The 23,813-nt window shown below is 50.5% G+C and carries 19 protein-coding genes; 8 read left to right on the plus strand and 11 right to left on the minus strand.

Translation table 11 applies throughout. The features are described from left to right. Positions 1-11: 11 nt before the first annotated feature. Positions 12-1,730: a type IV-A pilus assembly ATPase PilB gene (gene pilB / locus PCI15_RS06645; RefSeq protein ID WP_271273550.1), complete on the minus strand. Its 1,719-nt coding sequence runs from the start codon at positions 1,728-1,730 to the stop codon at positions 12-14. A 286-nt stretch (positions 1,731-2,016) separates the two neighbouring features. On the opposite strand from pilB, the gene PCI15_RS06650 reads away from it, so the two are divergent. From PCI15_RS06650 to PCI15_RS06660, 3 genes are all read left to right on the plus strand, one after another. Further along, positions 2,017-2,436, plus strand: coding sequence for a pilin (locus PCI15_RS06650; RefSeq protein ID WP_271273551.1), 420 nt, complete (start codon positions 2,017-2,019; stop codon positions 2,434-2,436). An 84-nt stretch (positions 2,437-2,520) separates the two neighbouring features. Then, positions 2,521-2,946, plus strand: coding sequence for a pilin (locus PCI15_RS06655; RefSeq protein WP_271273552.1), 426 nt, complete (start codon positions 2,521-2,523; stop codon positions 2,944-2,946). Between the two features lie 61 nt (positions 2,947-3,007). Then, positions 3,008-3,358: a hypothetical protein gene (locus tag PCI15_RS06660; protein WP_271273553.1), complete on the plus strand. Its 351-nt coding sequence runs from the start codon at positions 3,008-3,010 to the stop codon at positions 3,356-3,358. Positions 3,359-3,431: 73 nt separating this feature from the next. Here PCI15_RS06660 and nadC read toward each other — a convergent pair whose 3' ends face one another. After that, positions 3,432-4,283: a carboxylating nicotinate-nucleotide diphosphorylase gene (nadC, locus tag PCI15_RS06665; protein WP_271273554.1), complete on the minus strand. Its 852-nt coding sequence runs from the start codon at positions 4,281-4,283 to the stop codon at positions 3,432-3,434. A 192-nt stretch (positions 4,284-4,475) separates the two neighbouring features. On the opposite strand from nadC, the gene ampD reads away from it, so the two are divergent. After that, entirely contained in the window at positions 4,476-5,012 is a 537-nt protein-coding gene (ampD, locus tag PCI15_RS06670) for a 1,6-anhydro-N-acetylmuramyl-L-alanine amidase AmpD (RefSeq protein WP_271273555.1), read from the plus strand. A 13-nt stretch (positions 5,013-5,025) separates the two neighbouring features. Here the strand turns inward: ampD and PCI15_RS06675 are convergent, their stop codons facing one another. The 6 genes from PCI15_RS06675 to PCI15_RS06700 form a co-directional block, all read right to left on the minus strand. Further along, the gene (locus PCI15_RS06675) at positions 5,026-6,093 is read right to left on the minus strand and encodes an ABC transporter ATP-binding protein (protein WP_271273556.1); all 1,068 of its coding nucleotides are present in this window, start codon (positions 6,091-6,093) and stop codon (positions 5,026-5,028) included. 55 nt (positions 6,094-6,148) lie between these two features. Continuing rightward, the gene (locus PCI15_RS06680) at positions 6,149-7,798 is read right to left on the minus strand and encodes an ABC transporter permease (protein ID WP_271273557.1); all 1,650 of its coding nucleotides are present in this window, start codon (positions 7,796-7,798) and stop codon (positions 6,149-6,151) included. A 104-nt stretch (positions 7,799-7,902) separates the two neighbouring features. Continuing rightward, complete coding sequence (locus PCI15_RS06685) at positions 7,903-8,934, minus strand: Fe(3+) ABC transporter substrate-binding protein (RefSeq protein ID WP_271273558.1); 1,032 nt, start codon at positions 8,932-8,934, stop codon at positions 7,903-7,905. Between the two features lie 118 nt (positions 8,935-9,052). After that, positions 9,053-10,165 (minus strand): sterol desaturase family protein, encoded by a 1,113-nt coding sequence (locus PCI15_RS06690; protein WP_271273559.1) that lies wholly within the window; start codon positions 10,163-10,165, stop codon positions 9,053-9,055. An 82-nt stretch (positions 10,166-10,247) separates the two neighbouring features. Beyond that, positions 10,248-11,666 carry a DUF4856 domain-containing protein gene (locus PCI15_RS06695; RefSeq protein ID WP_271273560.1) on the minus strand — a complete coding sequence of 473 codons (1,419 nt, stop codon included), beginning with the start codon at positions 11,664-11,666 and terminating at the stop codon, positions 10,248-10,250. A 220-nt stretch (positions 11,667-11,886) separates the two neighbouring features. Next, positions 11,887-12,600 (minus strand): 16S rRNA (uracil(1498)-N(3))-methyltransferase, encoded by a 714-nt coding sequence (locus tag PCI15_RS06700; protein WP_271273561.1) that lies wholly within the window; start codon positions 12,598-12,600, stop codon positions 11,887-11,889. Between the two features lie 185 nt (positions 12,601-12,785). Here PCI15_RS06700 and PCI15_RS06705 point away from each other — a divergent pair, with 185 nt between their 5' ends. Both PCI15_RS06705 and phbB read left to right on the plus strand, forming a co-directional pair. Beyond that, a complete protein-coding gene (locus PCI15_RS06705; RefSeq protein WP_271273562.1) occupies positions 12,786-14,141 on the plus strand; it encodes an MATE family efflux transporter in 1,356 nt (451 codons plus the stop codon). Positions 14,142-14,364: 223 nt separating this feature from the next. Continuing rightward, entirely contained in the window at positions 14,365-15,114 is a 750-nt protein-coding gene (gene phbB, locus PCI15_RS06710) for an acetoacetyl-CoA reductase (RefSeq protein WP_271273563.1), read from the plus strand. Between the two features lie 52 nt (positions 15,115-15,166). On the opposite strand, the gene PCI15_RS06715 is transcribed toward phbB, so the two are convergent. Continuing rightward, the gene (locus PCI15_RS06715) at positions 15,167-18,034 is read right to left on the minus strand and encodes a DUF349 domain-containing protein (protein ID WP_271273564.1); all 2,868 of its coding nucleotides are present in this window, start codon (positions 18,032-18,034) and stop codon (positions 15,167-15,169) included. A 226-nt stretch (positions 18,035-18,260) separates the two neighbouring features. Further along, on the minus strand, positions 18,261-18,689 hold the full coding sequence (locus PCI15_RS06720; protein ID WP_271273565.1) for a YchJ family protein: 429 nt from the start codon (positions 18,687-18,689) through the stop codon (positions 18,261-18,263). A gap of 99 nt (positions 18,690-18,788) precedes the next feature. Here PCI15_RS06720 and sbcB point away from each other — a divergent pair, with 99 nt between their 5' ends. Next, positions 18,789-20,240 (plus strand): exodeoxyribonuclease I, encoded by a 1,452-nt coding sequence (gene sbcB / locus PCI15_RS06725; protein ID WP_271273566.1) that lies wholly within the window; start codon positions 18,789-18,791, stop codon positions 20,238-20,240. Continuing rightward, the gene (locus PCI15_RS06730; RefSeq protein ID WP_271273567.1) at positions 20,240-20,731 is read left to right on the plus strand and encodes a hypothetical protein; all 492 of its coding nucleotides are present in this window, start codon (positions 20,240-20,242) and stop codon (positions 20,729-20,731) included. Before sbcB ends, PCI15_RS06730 begins: the two co-directional genes overlap by 1 nt. Positions 20,732-20,814: 83 nt before the next feature. Here PCI15_RS06730 and PCI15_RS06735 read toward each other — a convergent pair whose 3' ends face one another. Then, positions 20,815-23,622 (minus strand): insulinase family protein, encoded by a 2,808-nt coding sequence (locus PCI15_RS06735; RefSeq protein WP_271273568.1) that lies wholly within the window; start codon positions 23,620-23,622, stop codon positions 20,815-20,817. Between the last annotated feature and the right edge of the window lie 191 nt (positions 23,623-23,813).

Below are 23,813 nucleotides of genomic sequence, written 5' to 3' on the forward strand. Positions count from 1 at the left end.
ACACCGTCCTGTTAAACCTTGATTACCCGGTTGATTTCTTCAAGGCTGGTGAGGCCCTGACTTACTTTGTGTAACCCGGAATGGCGTAAGGTTTTAAATCCCTGTTTTACAGCAACCGCCTGAATATCTAATGAAGAGCCGTTGGACATAATGCTTTCGGCTATTTCCTGACTCATAGACAGCATTTCGTAAATACCGACCCGTCCTTTGTATCCTTTGTTGCACTTACCACAGCCCTTAGGGTTAGCTTCAAACAAGCTTAACTGATTAGTGAGCTGCTCATCACTAAAGCCTGCTTCTTTTAGTGCCTCTTTTGGGATGTTTGCCGGCTGTTTACAGTGGGTACAAAGGCGTCTTGCCAGCCGCTGGGCAATAATCAGACTGACGGAGGTGGCTATGTTAAATGCCGGCACCCCCATGTTGCGCAGTCGGGTCAGGGTTTCCGGGGCGCTGTTGGTGTGCAGGGTGGAGAGCACCATGTGGCCGGTTTGTGCGGCTTTAATGCCAATTTCGGCGGTTTCCAGATCCCGGATCTCACCCACCATGACTACATCCGGGTCCTGACGGAGGAAAGCCCTTAAGGCTTCAGCAAATGTCAGACCTACCTTAGTGTTTACATGCACCTGGTTGATGCCTTCGAGGTTAATCTCCACCGGATCTTCTGCGGTGGAAATATTGCGTTCGGTAGTGTTAAGAATGTTCAGGCCGGTATAGAGGGAAACGGTTTTACCGCTGCCGGTGGGGCCGGTGACCAAAATCATACCCTGGGGTTTTTCTAACGTTTCCAGATACAGAGCCTTCTGTTCCGGTTCGAATCCGAGGGCTTCTACGCCCATCTGCGCGCTGGTGGGGTCCAGAATACGCAATACAATCTTTTCACCCCATAAGGTGGGCAGGGTGTTTACCCGGAAATCGATGGAGCGTTTTTTCGACAGGCGCATTTTAATCCGCCCGTCCTGAGGCATGCGTCGTTCAGAAATGTCCATCTGGGACATAACTTTTAAACGGGCAGACAGCTGCAGCGCTAAGTTGGTAGGTGGTTTAGCCACTTCCTGTAAAATGCCATCTACCCGACTACGAATCCGGTAGCTTTTTTCGTACGGTTCAAAGTGAATATCGGATGCGCCATTTTTAATGGCATCTAACAGAATTTTATTAACGAAACGAACAATTGGCGCATCATTAGCTGCATCGTCGGCCTGATCCTCCTGTTGATTTTCAGTTGGATCTTCGACGTCCAGATTGTCCAGATCAGCATCGTCCAGGCCTTCCAGAGCAGAGTTTTGTTCGTCAAGAAAACTGTCGATCAGGCGGTTTAGTTTGTCTTCTTCAACTATTACCGCTTCGGTGGTTATACCGGTATTAAACTTGAATTCATCTAGGGCCTGTATATTGGTCGGGTCTGAGATGCCGACAAATAAGCGATTCTCCCGTTGTATCAGCGGCAGGGCGTGATGTTTACTGATGAGTTTCTCATCAACCAGGCTTTTAGGCATGCTTTCCGGATCGAGCATATCCAGATCCAGAATCGGCATGCCAAACTCATCCGCGGCAGCGGCAGCTGCGCGGTAAGCACTGACCAGACGGTTAGCAATAATATGGGAGATAAACGGGGTTTGCTCTTCACGGGATGTTTTAAGTGCCTCCATGGCAACATCTGAAGAAAAAACACCGTCATTGACCAGCCGTCTGGCAAGTCCGCTTAAGGGTTGAAAAGGCTGTAAACTCATTGATTCCTCTGCTGAATTTAGCAGTCTTGCTGCCTTGTATTCGTCTTGGGTTCTAAAGTAACATTTATACGCCGGTTTGAAAAATCAAAGGACTGACTGGCGTGTAGAGAGACAAATCTGTTTCAGCAGACCTGTCATTTTGTGATATCCATGTCTGGACTGACATACTAGTTGGGGTAATACTGACTTCAGGCTTGTATGGAGCAAGGATGAAGGGCTTATCGGCAAGGGAGCGTTTTGCTGGAGCAAGGATGAATTAAAAATAATCTCTGTGGAGAGAAGAAGCATGAAAAAACAACAGGGCTTTACCCTTATCGAATTAATGATCGTTGTTGCGATCATTGGTATTTTGGCGTCTATAGCATTACCTGCATACAGAACTTATACTGAGCGGGCTGAGTTTTCTGAAGTAATGCTGGCTGCGGGATCGTATAAAACTGCGATGGAGTTGGCTGTTCAGACTGGTGGTGTGACTCAAGCAGCAAGCTTGGATGCTGGTCAGGTGGGAATCCCGGCACGTGACCAAAACCCTGCTCAGCCGAATGTCGGTGATATTAATGCAGTTGATGGCGTAATTACGGCGACAGGGGCGGGCTTTACACAGAATGTTCAACCTACTTATACACTTACAGCTGCAGTTAGTAATGGAACTATAACTTGGACACGAGGCGGTACTTGTCTGCAAGCAGGTCTGTGTAGTAACTAAGATTACTTATTGAGAAAAGAGAGGCAATTGCCTCTCTTTTTTTATCTTCTCAGTGGGAAAAAATGTGGTTCAGAGGAGAGTGTAATGGAAATACAGCGTGGATTTACATTAATTGAATTGATGATTGTAGTAGCCATTATAGGGATTCTCGCTGCAATAGCCCTTCCTGTTTATTCTACTTATACTGACAGGGCAAGATTTTCTGAAGTTATAACGGCCACGAAACCGCTTAAAGCTGCGGTTGAAACAGCGGTAAGGTTAAATGAAATAGTAGCCGTGGCGAGCCTTGCTCCTGGTAATCTTGGGATACCCGGTAATGTAGCAGATGCGCCGCAGCCCCGTGTAGGTTTTGTTGGACTGGGTAACGGTGATGGTGTGATCACTGCCAGGGGCGTAGGTTTTAATCCTGTTAATAACGCACAGCCTGTTTTCGAATTAAGAGGGGTCATTAATAACGGCACGGTGGTTTGGACCCGTGCAGGTAGTTGTCTTCAGGCAGGTCTTTGTTAATAGACTATTTATTTAGAAAAATCCGGCTGAGGCCGGATTTTTTTTATGTTTTAATTGGTCTATGAAAAAAACACTTCTGATTATCGTCATTGCTGTAGCCGCTGGTGTTGGCTACTTTCTTGAAACTAAAAAGGTGCAGGTCACTACGCAGCAGCGTGCTTCCGTGGAAGCGGCATTAGCGCTGGAGTCTGAAAGGTATCCGGCAACACCGGTGTGGTGGGCGGACGGTGATATTCTTGCTGTCGGTATGCGGGCTGTTGATGAGGCTGTTATTACCGCCGGAGCGAAAGATATCTGTAAGATACTGTGGAAGTTTGATGTAAACCGCACAGCTGTCGAAGTTTATGATATCGAAAAAATTCAGCAAAATGATGACTGGAAGCTGATCGGCGGGGCTGATTGTCGCCGCTGAGATTGTTTCCGGGTTTGAAGCCAGCGCTTAAAGTACGTGTTATCCGGTCCTGAATAACACGTAAACTTCTTTTTTATTCTGAAATGAACCGCATCGACAGATCGATCGCCCGGCAGTCTTTTGTCAGCAGGCCGATAGAAATGTAATCAACACCGGTTTCTGCGATTGGCAGTAAGGTCTGATCGTTAATGCCGCCGGATGCTTCCAGCTTTAAAGGTTTACCCAGTTCGGTGTTCCTGGCAACAGCTGTGCGCATGTTTTCCAGGCTGAAGTTGTCCAGCATGACGGTATCGGCACCGGCATCCAGTGCCTGCTGAAATTCGTCCAGGTTTTCCACTTCCACTTCTACCGGTTTGCCGGGTTCGTTGTATTTAGCGGTAGCGACGGCGTCTGCGATAGAACCACAGGCCATGATGTGGTTTTCTTTAATCAGGAAGGCGTCATACAGGCCGATACGGTGGTTAAAGCCACCACCGCAGCTTACCGCGTATTTCTGGGCGTTACGCAGGCCGGGAATGGTCTTGCGGGTATCAAGCAGTTTAACGCCTGTAGCGGCAACCAGCGATGCGTAATGCGCGCTGATGGTTGCCGTTCCTGATAGGGTCTGCAGGAAGTTAAGTGCAGCCCGTTCGGCGGTCAGCATTGAGCGGGCAGGCCCTTCAATCTCAAATAGTGTCTGATCAGCACTCACCCGGTCACCGTCAGCAACTTTCCAGTTCAGTTGCATACGCTCGTCAACCTGTCGGTAGACTTCTGTTACCCAGGCGGTGCCGCAAATAACGGCATCTTCCCGACAGATCACCCGTGCTTTAGCCGTTTGATCTTCCGGGATGAGGTGAGCGGTAATATCTCCGTCACCAATATCCTCTGCCAGCGCATTTGCGACAGTTGAATGCAGGTCTGCGAGTAATGGTGATTGAGTCATGCGTCTCTCGTTTTAAGCTGTTATTTAACAGTACGGCCATTCTGTATCTGATAGCTTCAAAAGCTGCGAACAAGGTAGAATGGCTGCAATTTATGGCGCGATATTCTAATTCAGTCGGTTAATATATGCACCCTGAGTTTTTCTTTGTAAGACCACAGTGGCGTTTCAATGTGTGAGGAAGAGCGGTTATTTATGAAAATTGTTGATGGCTGGTTAGTGAATGCTGATATCTGTGAATCCCCGAATCAGAATGACCGGCCTGCAGATATCTCCCCTGACTTACTGGTCGTACATAACATCAGCTTGCCCCCGGGTGAGTTTGGTGGCGGTAATGTGGAGGCATTTTTCTGTAATAAGCTGAATGCCGGGAAACATCCTTACTTTGCTGAGATTTGTCATCTGCAGGTGTCGGCACATCTGCTGATTGAACGCTCAGGCAGAATGGTACAGTTTGTGTCATTTGATAAACGGGCCTGGCACGCGGGTATTTCTGAATATCAGGGGCGTGAGGCCTGTAATGATTTTTCCGTGGGAATTGAGCTGGAAGGTTGTGACGATGTGCCCTATACCCTGATTCAGTATCAGAGGCTGTCGGAGGTGCATAAAGCTTTACAGGGGTATTACCCGGGCTTATCTGCGCAGGCGGTTACCGGTCATTCAGATATTGCGCCGGGGCGGAAAACTGACCCCGGAGCCGCATTTAACTGGCAGTATTTCAAGGCTCTCTAGCAAGATCTGTGATTTAGTCCGTTGTGAATAACACCGGATTTCGGATATCCAGCTGGAGGTGGACGCTGTCGCCGGGCTGGTGTTCAACGTTGGCCGGTACTGCACAGATAAGGTGTTCACCTGATTCGAGTTCTAACTGATACTGGTGATAAGCGCCGCGGAAGGTTTTCTTCAGTAGCTGAGCCGCATAAGGGCTTTCGTGATTTTGCTGAACGTTATACTGGCGGACCAGCAGCTTTACATGCTCGCCGGGCGTCAGTGAGTGCGGGGCAGGGCTGCGGATTTTACCCAGTACGGTATCGACACAGTGTTCGCATGAGACCGTAGCATCGATCAGATTGCCCTGACCAACGAATTGCGCGACAAAAGGTGTCGCAGGGCTCTGGTAGACTGTCTTAGCCAGATCCCACTGGTGGATTTCACCTTCGTTCATAACACCGATTAAGTCAGCGATCGAAAAGGCTTCTGACTGGTCATGGCTGACAACCAGTGCACTGATACCTTCCTGCTTGAGAATACGGCGGACTTCAGGAACCAGGGTTTCACGGAGCTTGGCATCCAGCCCGGAAAAGGGCTCGTCCATCAGCAGTAAGTCAGGTTTTGGTGCCAGTGCTCTTGCCAGTGCGATGCGCTGCTGCTGACCGCCGGATAATTCATGGGGATAGCGTGCTGCATATTCCGGTAAACCAACGAGCATGAGCAGTTCGCTGATACGCTGCTGCTGTTGATCTGAGTCCAGATGACGGATACCAAAACGGATGTTATCTGCAACAGTAAGGTGTGGGAATAACGCAACGTCCTGAAAAACCATGCCGATATTACGTTGCTCCGGTGGCAGAACACCGTTTACATCAGAAATCGTATTGCTGACCGTGCTGATGCTGCCTTTAACCGGTTTTTCAAAGCCAGCTATCGCCCGCAAAAGGGTGGACTTACCGCAGCCGCTGGGGCCGAGCAGGCAGCCAATCTGTCCGGCCGCTAACTGTAAGCTGGCATTATGCACAACGGTCTTGTTGCCATAGGCAAGCTCAAGCTCTTTCAGTTCAAGCTGATATGTCAGTGAAGTTCCCTGGGCGTTCATAGTCATCTCTTTACAACAGACTGCATGACAGCAGATGAGGTTTTCAGTGCAGGCATTATTCTTTTCCCCGGGCAATAGAACGGCTCAGTAATATTACCGGTAACAGCCCGACAGCGACAATCATCAGTGAAGCAGGGGCTGCATCAATGAGGCGTTCATCAGAGGCCAGTTCAAATGCCCTGACGGCCAGTGTATTAAAGTTGAATGGCCGCAGTATCAGTGTTGCCGGGAGTTCTTTGAGTACATCAACGAACACAATCAACAGCGCAGTTAAGACCGAGCTGCGCATCAGTGGTACGTGAATGCGCTTTAATACCTGAGTCGGAGTACAGCCCAGCGAGCGACCTGCGCTGTCAACACTGGGTTTTATCTTATCCAGCCCGGTTTGAATTGACCCCAGTGAGACTGCCAGAAAGCGGACCATATATGCAAATAATAGAGCGAATAACGTGCCTGAGAAGATCAGCCCGGGGTTAAAGCCAAACCATTCTGAAGACAGGTTGATCAGTTGGTGATCCAGCCATGCCATCGGAATAAGAATGCCGATGGCGATAATGGTGCCGGGCAGCGCGTAACCCATGCCGGCGACCATAACCGATGTCCGGACACGTTTGTGATCATTCATACGTCTGGCATAAGCCAGAATGAGTGCCAGACACACCGCCAGAACGGCTGCTGCCGATGCCAGCGTAAATGAATTCCAGGCAAGTTCGATAAAATCCTGAGGATTAAATTCAGCCTGTGTTATGGCCCAGTTGAGCAGTACTCCGCCGGGTAGCAGGAAGCCAAATAAAACCGGGAGCAGGCATACAAAGAAAGCCGATGTCGCCTGCATGCCAGAGAGTTGAACCAGCTTAGGTTGTTTTCTCTGCTCGTTATTCGCATGGTATTTAATCTGCCTTCTGGAATATTTTTCCAGCAGGATGAGCAGTACCACAAAACCCAGTAGCATTGCCGCCAGCTGTGCTGCGGCTGCCGAGTCACCCAAGCCATAGAATGTGCGGAAAATACCGGTTGTGAAGGTGGCTACACCGAAATACTGCACGGTGCCGTAATCGGCGAGGGTTTCCATTAACGCCAGCGTCAGGCCGGCAATGATTGCCGGGCGGGCAAGTGGCAGAGCCAGTTTGAAAAAGGCTTTCTGGCGGCTGTATCCAAGGGTTCTGCTGACTTCAAGGGCACTGCTTGACTGCTCGAGGAAAGCCGCTCTGCTCAGCAGATACACGTACGGGTACAGCACCAGAGATAACATGACGGTGGCACCGCCCAGTGAGCGGATTTCGAAGAAGTAATATTCACCGTAGCCAAGCCCGGTGATGTTCCTGATCAGGCTCTGTACGGGGCCGGCAAAATCCAGTAGTCCGGTATAGGTGTAGGCAATGATATAGGCGGGCACTGCCAGCGGTAGCAGTAGCGCCCAGGTGAATATTTTGCGGCCGGGAAAGTCACAAACGCTGGTCAGCCAGGCAGGAGGGACCCCCAGCAATAAAACGCCGACGCTGACGCCAATCAGCAACGCCAGCGAGTTGCCTACGTAATCGCCCAGTACTGTGCTGAACAGATGACTCCAGACATCGACAGAGCCTGCGAACAGGAATGCGCAGATCACCAGTACCGGGAGAGCAAGGATGCTTGCAATCAGTACGGCTGAGCCAGATAACCAGTTAATGTTTCTGGCGGTTGAGCTGAATGTCTGCGTCGTCATAAAAATCAATCTTACAAAAATACAAAAAGCGTCAGCCACTCATTTCACTTAAAAATGAGTGGCAACGCTTGGAGGCATGCGCCGTTATGCAGGGAGGGCAGGCTTTATTTCCAGCCAGCGCGGTCCATAAGTTCAACGGCTGCGCGGTTGTTTTCCCCCAGTTTGCTGAGTTCAACAGTATCCGCTTTAAAGTCACCAAATTCTCTGAGTACACTGGAAACATCGCTGCCTGCAACAACCGGGTACTCACTGTTGACTTCGGCGTACCACTTCTGCGATTCAGCGGAAGTCAGGAACTCAATCAGTTTAATTGCGTTTTCTTTGTTTTTAGAGGCTTTGGTTACACCGGCACCACTGACGTTAACGTGGGTGCCGCGGTCATCCTGGTTTGCCCAGAAAACGCCAACATTGTTAACCAGTTGTTTGTCTGCATCTTTGCTGCTGTTGGCCAGGCGGCCGAAGTAATACGTATTGGCCAGGGTCAGGTCACAGACGCCTGCATTGACTGCCCGCAGCTGATCGGTGTCGCCACCGGCAGGCGGTTTGGCAAAGTTTTTCACAAAGCCTTTTGCCCAGTTTTCGGTTTGCTCTGTGCCATTGGCTTCCAGCATCGCTGCAACCAGCGACTGGTTGTAAACATTATTGGAAGAGCGGGAGCAGATTTTGCCTTTCCATTTAGGATCTGCCAGGTCTTCATAAGTGCTTAACTGGGCAGGATCAACTTTGTCTTTTGCGTAAAAGATCGTCCGGGCACGCTGTGACAGGCCATACCACTGGCGATCGGTATCCCGCAAATGAGCAGGGATAGCAGCATCCAGTGTTTCGCTGGTAATTGATTGTAATACTTTTGCATCTTTCGCCCGCTGCAGACGGCCGGCATCAACAGTAATAAAAACATCTGCCGGGCTGGCTGAACCTTCTATCTGCAGACGTTTCAGCAGAGCATCCGCATTGCCGGTGACCAGGTTTACCACAATGTTGGTTTCTGCTTCGAATTTATCCAGAAGGGGCTTGATCAGCGCTTCTTTACGGGCTGAATAGACATTGACCAGATCTGAATCTGCCAGTACCGGAAGGGCGAATGAGCTAAATAACGTGCCGGCTGTCAGGGCGAAAATACCAAAACGATTTGCCATCGAAGATACCTTACTGTGGGTGGTTAGCGGTTGGTCTGTTTGGTGACCAACGGATAGTTAAGTCGATTATAAATGATAACGGTTTGTATTTGTAGCATCGTTACGGATGCTGAGTGATTTATCTGCGCTGGATCAATGTCTTAAAAATCCGGGGCTTTCGCAGTGAATTCCTGATGAGAAGCGCTGCTTCAGCGAAAGGCTGCAGATAGAGTTGTTTTAACGAATGCTCATTAGCCTCTTCTGTTTTGCTGATGCCAAAACTGAGCCGGGTATCAGGTTCTGATAAGTGCAGACAGCCGAACAGGCGATCCCAGACAGCCAGTGCTGCCCCGAAGTTTTTATCAAAATGCCGTGGCGCTGTGGAATGATGAATCTGGTGCTGGGCCGGAGAGATCAGCCAGCGTTCCAATGGTTGCCAGTAATGGATTGCAACATGACTGTGGCGCAGGTTGGAGCCGGTTACGTTAAACGCAAATACCAGTACGTTTGCCCCCAGTACGGTAATCAGGTCTACCTGGTTGGCAAACAGGAATACGAATAAAGCAATGCTGATACCCTGTACAAGGCTACTGCGCAGAGAAAACAAAATCCCTTCAACTGGATGTGTTCTCAGAACCGTCAGCGGCGTCATCGTACGGGCACTGTGATGTACTTTGTGAAATGCCCAGAGCACCGGCCAGCGGTGCATCAGGTAGTGAAGATAGAAGCGGGCAAAGTCGTCCAGAATAAACAGCCAGAGGGTGAAGCCGGCGGCTATCTGCCAGTCCTCAAGAAGAATGAGCGGACGGAAGCCTGCCGTACTTTGCAGCCACTGAAACATAAAGGTGGCGATGGTCAGCTTGGCGAGTAAAGCGGGTGCAAGTACAGTAAATAACAGCCTGTTGATTATAAAAATCAGCCCGTCGGCCCGACTGGATCTGGACAGCCACGCCTGTTTATCGAAGCAGGTTCGCCAGGCATGTGTCATTTTTTGCTTCTTAAGTAAGGTCAGCCAGGCGAGAGCGATAATCAGGGCACAGCCCAGATACCCAACAAACAGACGCTTACGTGGGTCGAAAAAGTTTGCGTAAATATCGCTGCTAAATTCAGAAAATATAGTATCGAACACGTTACTGCCTGGAGTCGGATAGGTTACTGCGAATCTGACCTGATAAGGTTTACCGAGTATATTTTTAAGTCTGGATATTGTCAGCAGTTTCAGGGCGTAGAGGCTGATGTCTGTTTGATCCATGTCAGCCGGTGCCGAATCAGCGCTGAAAAAAAACCGCAGAGAGTGTCTGCGGTTTTTTTGTTTACTGACACAGGTTGCTATATCAGTCGTTTTCAGCGCTGTCAGCAGAACCCAGCTTGTCGGCCAGGTCAGACAGGTTTGCCAACTGATCGTTGTTGTTGGCTACCAGGCTGAACTTGTCTTTCAGCAGCTGCTGTACTTTCAGCATGTTCAGTGCGTACTCGTTCAGAGATACAGAGTTAGACTGCTGGTAGTTACCTTTGGCATCGATACCGGAAATCTGAGTGTTACCCAGCAGAACCGGGCTGTAACCGATCAGACGGTTCAGCTGAACCGCTGTTTCGCCCAGGTCTTTTCCGCCGGTTTGCAATGACATAGCGAAGCCTTTCAGCTCGCCCCAGTGCTTGGCGTACTTGCGGTACAGCTTTTCGATATCAGCATTGCTTTCAACTGCTGCCTGCAGGGCGATCGCATCTTTGTAAACAGAACCGGCATATTTAAATGCTGCTTCAGCAATGACTTTTTCCCAGTTAGTTTTGATGGTTTTCGCGTAACCCATAAGAGCTTCACGCTGCTGAGCAGTCAGGTCTTCACCGTTTGCAGACGTGATCAGCTCACGGCCATCAATGAATGCTTTGGTGATGGTATGCATGTAGTCAGACTTGCCGCCTTTGTCTGCATTAGCTGCATAGTAACCGTGGGCAAAAGTCATTTCTGTTTTCAGGTCGATCATGCCATCGTTGTTGGCATCAGCGGCTTTGAATACGTCTTTCTTACCTTTAGCAATGGCGTAAGCGGTTTTAGCGTCCATCGTCAGGGCATGTGCCGGTACACCGAAGTAGCCAAAAGCTTCATCCCAAACGTGCTCTTTACCGGTGTAAGGTGTGCCTTCTTTGTAGGCTTTACCGTTAGGTTTGTTACCTGCTTCCAGTTTCTCATCCAGATAGTTATCAACTGCCTGGTTGTAGAAGACAGCGCCCATTGCAAACTTGGAAATCAGCTGGGTGTAGTCCAGGCCGGTCAGCGGATCAAAGCCTTTATTAGTCGCTGCAGCTTTCTTGATCATGAATTCGATAACTTCAGCACCGGTCATGTTGCCAGGCCAGCCGTTTACAGCGCCCTTGTAGGTTTTACCTGCCAGATTTTTCTTTTTAGAAAGCTCATCGATCTGAGACTGCTTAACTTTAAAGCCTTCTTTTGAAGCTGGATCAATGATGGCACGGCCAGCATCTTTACCTGCAAAGTAAGCCAGCATCTGAGTTTCCAGCTCAGGGTTGGCAGAGCCGTTGCCTTTGCCTGTCAGTTTTTTCAGCGAGTTGTGCAGGGCGTGACGTGCAATCTGGCCGCCGTAGGAAACAGAGCTTTTCTTATCGCCGTTATAGTCTTTAACGGTAACTGGGAAGTCCGCATAAACTTTGTGGCTGTCAGCCAGAGTTGCCTGGGAAGCAAGCATACCAGAGGTAGCGAAAGTAACTGCTAATGCGAGAGATTTAAGTTTCACGGTAATAAGACCTTTAACTGAACAGGTGTGAATATCCAGTGCATGAGGTCCGTGTCAGACTTCAGGCACGCTTATTTAAGATGGCAGGAAGTTATCATAATCGTATTCAAGGGGCAATTAATAGTTATTATCATTTAGATTATGTTTGATGCGGGTCATATTTGCAGAGAATAAGCAGTCTATCTGAAAGCTGAGCTGATCGGTTTGACGGATGTCATGTTCAGATGGGAAACAGCCGGGCCAGGAGCACGGGAACGGCGGTTTCTACCCGTAAGATCCGCGGTCCGATGTGCATAGCCTGAAGCCCTGCTTCACGAAGTTTTTCAACTTCATATTTTATAAATCCGCCTTCCGGTCCGACTGCAAGGGTCGTTGGAATTTCGTCGGCTATCGGGCAGGGGGCCGCATCGTAAGGATGGGCAACCAGGGCCCGGGTATTGGCAGCGATTGCCGGAAGTTCATCTTCAACAAAGGGTTTGAAGCGCTTACGCAGGTGAATTTCCGGAAGTTGGGTATCAACGCATTGTTCAAGTCCGAGTAACAGCTGTTCGTTCAGGCTATCTGCTTCAAGCACCGGGGATGACCAGTAACTCTTGTCGACTCTGTACGCGTTTATCAGATAGATCTGCTTAACGCCCATGCTGGTAACGCTTTGTAAAGTACGTTTGAGCATCTTCGGACGTGGCAGTGCCATAATAAGTGTCAGCGGCAGTGCTGGCGGAGGAGACTGTGTGCAACTGACCTGTAATGTCACTGAGTGTTCCGACAGTGAAGTGACGACAGCACTCCCCAGATCACCGTTCAGTTTGCCTACTCTCAGCGTATCGCCTTCCTGAGCCTGATGAACACTGCGGATGTGCTCGAAACGCCGGTCTGTAAGGACAGCGGTGTTCTCTGTTTTGAAGTCTGTGGCAGTTAACAGTATCAGGTTCATGGTGCGGCATTCTGTGTGATGAGAGTTGTCAGGCGGCGCAGAGTATGCGGCAAAGCCGGGCATTTGTGTAGTGCACTTGCGGTAAATCAGTATCACTGCTGCTGTATCAATAAAACCCAGAGAAAAGCCCCATAACGACAGGGGATTCTGTAGAATAGCGGAAATTTTCTTGTTAAGGCCAATTTGTGCGCGCGAATCTTTTGACAGGCAATATTACCGGCACGCTGGTCAGAATGACTATTCCAATGGTGTTTGGCATTGTCAGCCTGATGTTGTTTAACCTGGTTGACAGTTATTTTGTCAGTCAGTTAGGTACCGGTCAGCTTGCTGCGCTTGGTTTTACGTTTCCTGTTTCTTTTGCTGTTATCAGTTTGTCTATCGGACTGAGTGTCGGAACCTCTGCAACACTCGGAAGGCTGATCGGTGCCGGAGAGCATCAGCAGGCCAAACAGCTGACGACGGATAATCTGTTGCTGACAACGCTGTTAATGGTGCTGGTCAGCAGCATAGTGACACAGTTTATTGAGCCCCTGTTTCGCCTGTTAGGCGCGGATTCTTCACTGCTGCCTTTTATTGATGCTTATATGTCCGTGTGGTTTGTCGGGGCGGTTTTCTACGTCATTATCATGGTATCTAACAGTTCTTTGCGGGCTTACGGTGATACCACGATACCTGGCGTAATTATGGCCTTTTCTGCCATTCTCAACGGTGTGCTGGATCCGTTATTTATCTTTGGCTGGGGGCCGGTACCCGCGTATGGCATCGAAGGGGCTGCCATTGCCAGCGTGCTGGCCTGGGGAGTGACCGCAACTCTGGCCGTGCTGAATCTGTTGCTGCGTAAACGCTTGTTATTGCTCACGATTGTTTCCTGGGCAAATTGTGTTTCACACTGGCTGATGGTGATGCGAATCGGTTTTCCGGCGGCACTTTCTAATATGATGACGCCGCTGGCTGCAGCGATCATGACGGCAGTGGTTGCGGAACACGGAGCAGAGGCGGTTGCAGCGTTCGGGGTTGGCAGCAGGCTGGAATCCCTGGCGCTGATCGTTAATCTGGCTTTGTCCATGACACTGCCGCCTTTTTTAAGTCAGAATTTCGGCCGGGGGAACATTAAACGTGTATCTCAGGCCTACCTTGCTGCGATGAAATTTGCGCTGGTATGGCAGGCAGTTGTGTACCTGTTCCTGTGGCAGTTTGGCAGCGGTATTGGCAGTCTGTTCAGCGATAAAGAGCAGGTTGTTGAGTTGATTGGTCTGTGGATTATGATTGTCCCGATTGGCTTTGGTTTTCAGGCAGTTACCTTTCTTAGCGCGTCCAGTTTTAATGCGTTGCATCAGCCTTTCAAAGCGATGCGAATCAGTATCTTCCGACTCTTTATTCTCTATGTGCCTTTAGGCTGTGCCGGTAATTATCTGTTGGGCCTTGAAGGGATGTTTTATGGCTTTGTTTTAGCCAATATGGTCACCGCCGGTCTGGCGTTTTTCTGGGTGCGTAATCACCTTGCAGGCTTGCAGAAACAGCCGGTGCCGGATTCACCCTAAAGGCTATAAGGGGTTTTAACTCTCAGGGAATGGGGGTATGTTGTCATACGTGCTTAACACACAGCAGTTAGATTATTCGTGACTTTGCGAGATATATTCCACTGCTGGGAATGTCCACCAAAGTCATATTATCAGCTTGCTGATTAAGCAATATGATCTTATTGGGCTTAACTGAGCCCGGTAGATCAAATGTACTCGATATAGATGCAAAGGGGATGTGGGCATGACACAAAAGATTGCGCTGGTTACAGGTGGTACGGGCGGTATTGGTACAGCTATTTGTCGTGCGCTTGCGGATGCAGGTGTAAAGGTGGTTGCGGGTTACAATTCCGGCGGAAATCACGAGAAAGCCAGGGCTTGGCAGGAAGAGCAAAAGCAGGACGGTTACGATATTCTGGTCGCTTATGGTGATGTAACGGACGAAGAGTCCTGTGCGGCCTGTATCCGAACGGTGGAAGAGGTTGCCGGCGGCAGTGTGGATATTCTGGTGAATAATGCCGGTATTACCCGTGACGGTACGTTCCGTAAAATGAGCTGGGAACAGTGGAACCAGGTACTGTCTGCAAACCTTGACAGTATGTTCCATATGACCCGCCTGGTTATTAACCCTATGCTGGAAAACGGCTGGGGCCGGGTTATTAACATTTCATCGGTGAATGCGCAGAAGGGCCAGTTTGGTCAGTGTAACTATTCTGCTGCCAAAGCCGGTATCCATGGTTTTACCAAGGCACTGGCGCAGGAAGTGGCTGCAAAAGGTGTGACGGTCAATACGGTCTCCCCGGGTTATGTACTGACACCGATGGTTGCCAAAATTCCGGAAGAGGTACTGGCTAAGATTGTTAAGCAGATTCCGGTCGGCCGTCTGGGGCAGCCGGAAGAAATCGGTAAAGCCGTTACCTATCTGGCCAGCGATGACTGTGGTTACGTGACAGGGTCTGACTTCTCGATTAACGGTGGTCAGCATATGTCCTGAGGGCGTATCAGGTGTATAAAAAAACCCGCAGCTGCGGGTTTTTTTGTGGCTGTTACAGTACCTGTTGCAGGAGACCGTAAAAGCGCTGATAAAGGGCTTCCTGATGCCTGGCGAATGGCTGGCAGAGCCATTCCATTTCCAGGTGTTTCAGGTCTTTCAGGCTGGTGGAACTGTGCTTCTCTTCCAGCGCCTGTTGCAAGCGTTGCATCTGGTATTCAAGCCGTAATGCCTGGTCTTCTTCCGGTGAACTGAGGTTAAAGGCAATTTCCAGCTGAATGCACAGTTGCCGGAGGGCGGTATCTGATGCATAGATGACCGGGTCAAATTCCTGTGAACCCTGATGAATATTACAACCGGTGATAAAACGATTGTGCAGCAGTTCAGCAAAAGGAGCATCCGGACTCAGGCCCTGCTCCCATGCCTGGTTAAGTTGTTCGAGGGTGTTGTCGTCCAGCTCTTCCGCCAGTAACTTTTCTTCCAGCTGTTCGCACAGGTTAATTTTACGTTGCCAGGCCTGATAGGTTTCACTTTCAAGCAGGCGGTCCAGATCGGCCTGTTGACGCTGCAGATTGCTTTTGGCGGCGTGTAATCGCTGCTGAAGCGGTTCCGGCGTATCGTTTTTCTGGCACAGTATGTCTGCCTGCTCCAGCAGATTGCTGATCTGAGACGGGGATGCAGGCGTGGTCTGCAGAGCTTCCAGCTGCTCACATAGCTGCCCGGCTTTTTCCTGCTCGGTTTGCTGTGACTGAACTGCCTTGCGGTTACTTTTTTCCAGTTCGTAGACTTTGTTGCAGGTCAGGCGGAATGCTGGCCACAGTTTGCGTTCTACGCTGTGGAAGCTGTTGCCGGTCTGCCGCCATTGCTGTTGCAGTTGTTTAACCTGACGCAACAGGGCATTTAGCAATTCCGGCTGGCCTTCTGCGACGGCCTGTTCGGCCGCTGCACACAGGGCTGTAGCCTGATCCGCCAGGGTCTGCTTTACTTCAGCATTGGCTTCACGGTAAGCCTTGATTTTGCCGTCCAGCTGTTTGAGGGTGCTGTTAAAACGGCTCTGCGCTTCCCGGCCGGGGGTTCGGTCAACCGGGGTGTACTGGCGCCACTCCTGCTTTGCTGTGCGGCTGATTTGCTCAACTTCCTGCCAGTCTGGCTGTTCCCAGTCAGTATTGGCCATCAGGGTTTCCAGTTGCTCGCAAAGCAGAAGGCGTTGTTGCAGGTTGTTGACGCGCTGTTGTTTCAGTTCGGCATAATGCTGGCTGCAGGGCTCGTAGGCCTGATCTGATGCCTGTTTGAAGCGTTTCCACAAGTCATGGCTGTGGTAAGGGTCAGTGGCATCCAGGTCTTTCCATTCCTGCTGCAGGGCACGGATATGATCAGCCAGTACCGCCGCTTCGGCTGGGTTGCCAATCAGTGCCTCCATTTTTTCGCACAGTGATTCTTTTTTCGGGGTGACGGCAAAGCCCTGCCAGTCTTTCAGTTGCTGTAACTGTTTTTGCAGACCGGCATGGCGGTTGCGGCAGCTTTTAACGCTGTTCTTCGCTTGCTGGCCAAGCAGTTCAGTGACCCGTTTATCGAGGCGGTAAGCGTTTTTAGTATTGCCTTCGCTGAGAGCCTGCTCAAGTTGGTCAAGGCAGCTGTCGATCTGCTGCTGGTCCTGTTGCTGTACCTGCTGGCGTTCTGCTTTGTGCTGCTGCCTGACCTGATTCTGCTGATCAAGACGTTTCTGCAGCGTGCGGAGTCCCTCAGGCTGTGGTTCGTTTTCCGGCCAGTTAATCAGTTGGATAGCATGTTTAAGGGCAGCGCTGTCAGCCGTTTCGTTTTGGAGCAGCTCAGTAAGTTGCGCATTGTTCTGCTGCGCCCGGTTAACTGCATCCAGTAAGGATTGGATCTGAGTGCTTTTGCTGCTTAGCTGTCCGGTTATCTGAGCAAACTCAGGGTCACCCGAAGATTGTGTTTGCTGAGATGCTTGCAGGTCATTCAGCTTGGCAGTGAATTCTGCAGGGTCCGGCAGTGTTTCTTCAAGGGTCGCCCGGATCTGTTTCAGTAACTCATTAAACGCAGCAAGTAAGGTGTCACGCTGCTGTTGGCGCTGCAGGGCTTCTGCCTCGCGCTGCTGCTGTTCAGCCTGCTTTTGCTGTTCCTGCTGAAGCAGTTGCTGGCAGGCGTTCAGAGCTTCTGTCAGTAAGGTGCGGGCAGTATCGTCGGAGTGGTTGTTCTGTAACAGTTTTTCAGCGTTCTGCTGATAGGCGTTCAGTCTGGCTTCAAACTGAGGATACATGCCGGTATTTAACAGTTGTTGCAGGGCAGATGTCAGCTCTGTCTGCTGTTGCAAAAGCTGTTCCCGGGCTTTCTGTTGTTCGCGGATATCCCGTAATTTATTACGGATAATGCGGTGCACTGTTTTATCTTTGCTGCGTATTTCTTTAGATAGCTGTTCAATGATTTCTGCTTCGTGAAGCTTTTCAGCCGCGGCCTGCCGGGTTTGTGAGTGGCCGGCCTGAAGGGTGATCGTACCCAGGCAGGTCTGGTCGCTGATTTTTTCAATTGCAACCTGTTGTACGGTGCTGTCATCTATGTGCAGTGCAATATGAGTCAGGATGTCGTCATCCTGTAACTGCCTGATGCTGTTAATGCTTTGCTGCTGATCACAGTTATCTGTTTTGATAATGACACGGCAGGCGCGGTCAGCGGCCAGATGCCTGACCTGATGATCGGTGTCGATATTGGAGATACGGCACAGCAGTTCCGGCTCTTCCAGCTTTATGACGGCGGCACTGCGTACAGCGGGATTCTGATCCTGCAGGGCGAGCTGTGAAAGGATCTGATGCTGTTCTGAATTACTCGCTTTTAGCTTAGTGATCGCACGGATACGTACATCAGCTTTACTATGTTGCCATTTCGGCTTAAAGAACTTCGCAAACATTTACAACCCGATCCTGAATGAGCCAGCTAAAAAACACGATACTGTGGCTAAGGGCGGCTATTCTACCGGGCTTTAAGGTGGCAGGGGAAGGCTTGACAGCTGAGAAAAATCGCCTTTTAGTCAGGGTTTTGTTGCAGTTGCTCTGTCGGGAGTGCTCAGGACCCAGCTGGAATGCCTGATACGGCGCTGTCAGGTGGGAAAATGGTTATTTTTAATAATCTGCAGGTCAGCTTCTGCGTACTTCAACATCGCCGTCGATGTAATACCAGCGATTATCTTCCTGTCTGAACCGGGAACGTTCCTGGAGAGCTGCCGACTGTCCTTCACTGTCGAAATAGGCGATAAATTCCACGGTGCCTGTGGTATCCTCGCGCCCGCCATTATGGGTGCTGATTATTTTTAATCCTGTCCAGGTGGTCATACGCATTTGTTCGGCGATCAGAAGCGCGTCTTCCGGTTGCCGGTTTTCTGCTGCCGTCGTGGCTATCAGATAGTCCACACTGCCCAGTGCAAAGGCCGTATAGCGGGACCGCATAAGGGCCTCTGCGGTCGTTGCCGGTTTGGTGCCGCTGATGGCCGGTTCACAGCAAAAGCTGAAGGGCTTTCCGGCGCCGCACGGGCATTGCTTTGTGGTATCTTTGGCATCATGCAGCATGGGAATTCCTGTTTCGATTCAAACGGTTTGGTTCGTCGTCGTTTTATTATAAATAGCTGTGACGTGAATCATATAGACCGATAGCATTAGAGGCTAGCAATGGCAAAGCAAACTTTTTACTGGCATGACTACGAAACCAGTGGTGCTGATACCCGCCGTGACCGGCCATTGCAGTTTGCCGGTATCCGTACAGATATGGATCTGAATATCATTGAAGAGCCGCTGATGATTTACTGCAGTCCGGCGGAAGATGTTCTGCCTCATCCGGAGGCTTGCCTGATTACCGGTATTACGCCGCAACAGGCGCTGCGTGAAGGTTATTGTGAAGCAGAGTTTATGCAGCAGGTGCATGAACAGCTGGCCCGTCCGGGAACCTGCGGCGTCGGGTATAACAGCATCCGTTTTGATGATGAAATTACCCGTCAGGCGCTGTACCGCAACTTTTTTGATCCTTATGCCCGGGAGTGGCAGAACGGTTGTTCCCGCTGGGATATCATCGACATGATGCGCCTGACCCGTGCGCTGCGTCCGGACGGTATTGAATGGCCTGAATATCCGGATGGCCGTCCGAGCATGCGTCTGGAAGATCTGACCCGGGCCAATGGCATTGATCATGGCAATGCCCATGACGCTCTGTCGGATGTACACGCCACCATCGGTATGGCGCGGCTGGTTAAGGAACGTCAGCCCAAACTGTATGACTATGTGTTAAATAACCGCTCCAAACAGGCGGTACAGAATAGGCTGGATGTGGTGACCATGAAGCCCGTGCTTCATGTCTCCTCAATGTATCCCGCTGAATGGGGCAATCTTGCGATTGTTGCTCCCGTGGCAGCCCATCCGGTCAACCGTAACAGCATTATTGTGTATGACTTGCGGGTTGATCCTTCCGACATGCTGGCGATGCCTAAGGAAGATATTAAGCGTTTGCTGTATACCGCAACAGATGATCTGGCACCGGGCGAAGCCCGTTTGCCTCTTAAACAACTTCATACCAACAAATCTCCGATAGTCGCGCCGGCAGGTATGCTGTCGACGGAAGAGGCGAACCGTCTGGGGATCCGTGGCCCGGACTGCCGTACCCATTTAGAGATGTTGCGTGCTAGTCGGGATTTAAAAGAGAAGCTAGCATGGGTATTTGCAGAGCAGGATTTTGCAGAAGATCTGGATCCGGATCATATGTTGTATGGCGGTGGTTTTTTTAACGATTCAGATAAGGCTGCCATGAACCAGATCCGGGAAGCGTCACCGGCGCAGCTGGGGACGATGGAGTTTGCCTTTCAGGATCCGCGTCTGGAAGAAATGTTGCTGCGTTATAAAGCCCGAAATTATCCGCATACGCTGGATGAAGAACAGCGTCAGCGGTGGGAAGAATACCGCAAGCAAAAGCTGATGGGGCCGGATAACGGCGGGTATCTGACGATTCCTGCGTTGTTTGAGCGTTTGAATACTCTGTATCAGCAACCGGAAACAGAACAGAAGCAAAGGGAAATACTGGAGGAGCTGGCGCTGTACGCGGAGGCTATCTATCCCGCTGATGAGGTCTATTAATGAACACAGGTAAAGCCGCTTTATGGTTGTCTCTCACGGGAAGTCTGGTCTCTGTGCCGGTGGTTTCTCATGCTGCAGAACAACTGAATGAAGCGATTACCTATGTGGTGACACAGTCTGCCGGTTATCTGGACAGTTCACCTGAACCGGCAACCCTGTATGACCTGAAACCGCGGGGCTTTGTGGACAGCGAAACTATGTTTGAGGTGCGCCCTGCCATGATTCAGGAAAAGCAGTTGCCGCCGCCTACCGTGATCCCGTTCGACCGTTTTGATCCGGTGCAGGTGGTGATCGGTGAGCAGGAGATTGTGCCGACTCACTCTGCCGAAGATAAGATTTTCTTCCAGATCGCTGTGGATCAGGTGGAGATTGACTGCCTGCTCGGGGAGCGGGAAGGGGAGGACTGTGCTGCCTTTGATATTATTGAAGATGAGCCTGCAGAGCCTAAGTCACGGCGGGTTGTTGACCGGCAATTCCAAGCGTTGCAATAACCGGCCAGTGAACATTAAAAACAGCCAGAATAAAAAACGCGTCTCTTCCGACGCGTTTTTTTGTACCTGAAAGTAAGGCCGCGTCAGGGTTTGGCAGCCAGCAGATTGCTGCCAATGCTCTCAACGGTAAAGCGGCGTTCAGGCAAGTGCTGCAGTGTGTTTTGCAGATCTTCAAGTTGCAGCTCAGAGATGCTCTGGCTGAACTTTTCCCGGCTGTTAAATCCGTACTCTTTGCGATCTATTTCCCGCCAGTAACGGCCGGTCAGTTGATACAGGCTGGTTTCCTTCTGATTAATACGTGACAGCACGCTGCGCTTGTAAGTGCTCAGCTGTTCTTCTGTCATATCTGCCAGTTGCTGTTGCATGTTCTGCAGAAAGCGATCAATTGCCTGTGCTATCTGGTCAGGATGGCTGTTGGGAGATTGAACAACAAAGGCTAGCCCGGGAACATCCTGCATTAGCAGCGGGGTTGCAAAAACAACATATCCCAGCTGTTGCTCCGTCCGCAGGCTGGTATAGAAGGGGGCTTCCAGAATTTCGCCTAACAGCGTGTAGGCTGCCCGGGTGCTGAGGTCGGTATTTTCTCCCTGAAAATAAATGCTGATTGCTGAGTCGTTATGGGTCAGGTCCAGTGTGGTTGTGCGAGGCGCGTCAGTATCCAGCCGTTTAACGGTAATGGTGGTTTCTGCTGCGCTGTCCTGTCGGTGGGTTAAACCGGTTTCCACCCGTTGTAGCATGGATTCGGCCTCAGCCGCAGATACATTGCCGTGTGTGAGCATGCGTATGCTGCTGGTTTCAGTCAGTTTCCGGGCGTGCTGAACAACGTCTTCGAGGGTGATCTCAGCCAGTTCAGCTATCTTATCCTTTGCCCGCCAGCGGGGCATGAGTGCGTTGTAAATCTCGTCGATGGTCTGGTTATACGGTTTATCCTGAGCGCTGTTTTGCAATTGCTCGAGATATTTTTGCCTGATTCGCTCAAAGCTTAACTGATCAAATTGCGGCTCATTAAAAGCGGCAACAATGCGTTTTAACAGGATTTCCTGTTTATCGTTGTACCCGGTAATCCGGAAACCAAAGCCCCGCAGGTGGGAGTATATCTGCCCGCCAATTCCCGCCAGGCTGGCGTCATAAAGGGTTTCGCTCAGCTGTTCCCGGGTCATCTGAATCATCATGCTGGTGAGAACCCGGGCACGGGGATCTGTGTTGGCAACCGGGGAAAACAGTGACACAAAGGTATTTGTTTTCGGCAGGTTGAAGGTTTGATCCTGCTGATACCACAGTGTGGCGCCCGGCTTGCTGACCAGCTTAACCGGCTGGTTTTCCGGCTTGCCGGCTGCTTTCAGGTCAAGATTTTCAGCAATAAATGGATTAGCGTCCCGGTTTTTCAGGCTGGCAGGGATCGCCGGAGCCCGCCAGCGATCCAGGCGGGCCTGACTGATGGTTTCGGTTTTATATGGGGTGTCGTACCACGGGCTGGTCTTGTCGGTCTCTGCGGCAGAGTTGTAGACCGTCAGTAACATATTCTCTGGGGTAAGCCGGGCCGCAAAATCAGCAATGATTTCAGGCTGATAGTCATTCATCGAGTAGCCGACATTGAGAATCTGCGGGGTCGGGTAAAGCTGTAAACGCCTCGACAGGCTGGATACGTAACCCAGTGCGCCCCCTTTTTCTTTAAACCTGAATGCCTGTTCTCCCAGGCGTTTTTCTTCATTATAGATACGTTCCTGAATGCCGCTGTTGCGCAGCAGCTCAATACTGGCAAATACCTGTTCAACAATGCTGTCTATACTGGCCAGGCCCGCCTGAGTCAGGTCAATGGAGATATCCAGGGTTGCCAGATTACTCAGGTCGGTGCCCTGAAATACATACAGTGAGTTGGCCAGCCCCTGGCGTTTAAGTTCGCTTAGCAGGCTGTTTTCCCCTTCGTATCCGAGCATCGAGGCCAGATAGAACAGGGGTTTCTGGTTATAGAGCTGGCGGGTAGAGGGCAGAGGAAAGCTCAGCTTAAGTTGCTGTATTTCTTTCAGTGGCTGAATTGTCAGTTGTGCGGGTAAGTCTTCCCCTGCGAACAGGGGCAGGTCAGAAGAGGGGGCAGCCGTGCCGTGGTTCAGTACCGGGGTAAACTTTTCCCGAACCATATTTTCAAGCTGATCCAGCGGTTCATTGCCCAGTACCACCAGGCTCATCAGGTTAGCTGAATAGTAGTGATCGTAGAAGGCAATCAGTTCTTGCCGCAGTTGTCCGGGCTGGTCGTTATTCAGGGTATTAAGGTCTCCGACGGAAAACTGAGCATAGGGGTGTTCCGGATTCATGATTTGCTTGTAGGCATCCAGTAAACGCCGACTGTCGTCCTTAAGCTTTGACTGGTATTCAGAAAAAACCGCCTGACGTTCCCGGTCCACGTACGCTTCATCAAAGGTTGGGGATATAAAGAACTGCGCGAAGCGGTCCAGCGCCGGCGCTAACTGACCGACCGCAACATCAAAGTAGTAATTGGTGTTCTGATAGGCGGTATAGGCGTTATGGTTACCGCCATTGGCACTGATGAACGCTTTGTAGCTGCCGGCTTCCGGGTATTTTTCGGTGCCCAGAAACAGCATGTGTTCCAGAAAGTGTGCCAGACCTTCCCGGCCTTCAGGATTTGCGTTAGAGCCTGCATTTACATCCAGTGAAGCGGCCGCTTTGTCGGCCTCCGGATCTGATATTACCAGTACTTTCATCTGGTTTGGCAGGCTGAAACTGCGATACAGGCGCTGATCATTGGGGCTTTTAATGATGCTTCTGTCAGTCTGACCCGGTGTTGTATCAGCCAGTGCAGCAGCCGGAACTGCTGAGCTGAGTGCCAGCGCTAAGCAGCCGGCGAATAGATGGCGTAGTGTTACCTGATGCATGGTAAATCTCTGTATTAGCTTACAGTCGTAATAATGGAGTATATCCAACTTGCGGTTTGGACAGCTGATTTTCGATATAGATCACTTATTCATTGATATTTTGCGTGTTTTTCTGGTTGCGGGGCAGGGGCTTAGTTACAATTCAGACATCAGGCGGGCTGAGCGGTTGTTCGGATCTGTTCTTTTTTATC

The organism is Aliamphritea hakodatensis (assembly GCF_024347195.1).
Lineage (GTDB): Bacteria > Pseudomonadota > Gammaproteobacteria > Pseudomonadales > Balneatricaceae > Amphritea > Amphritea hakodatensis.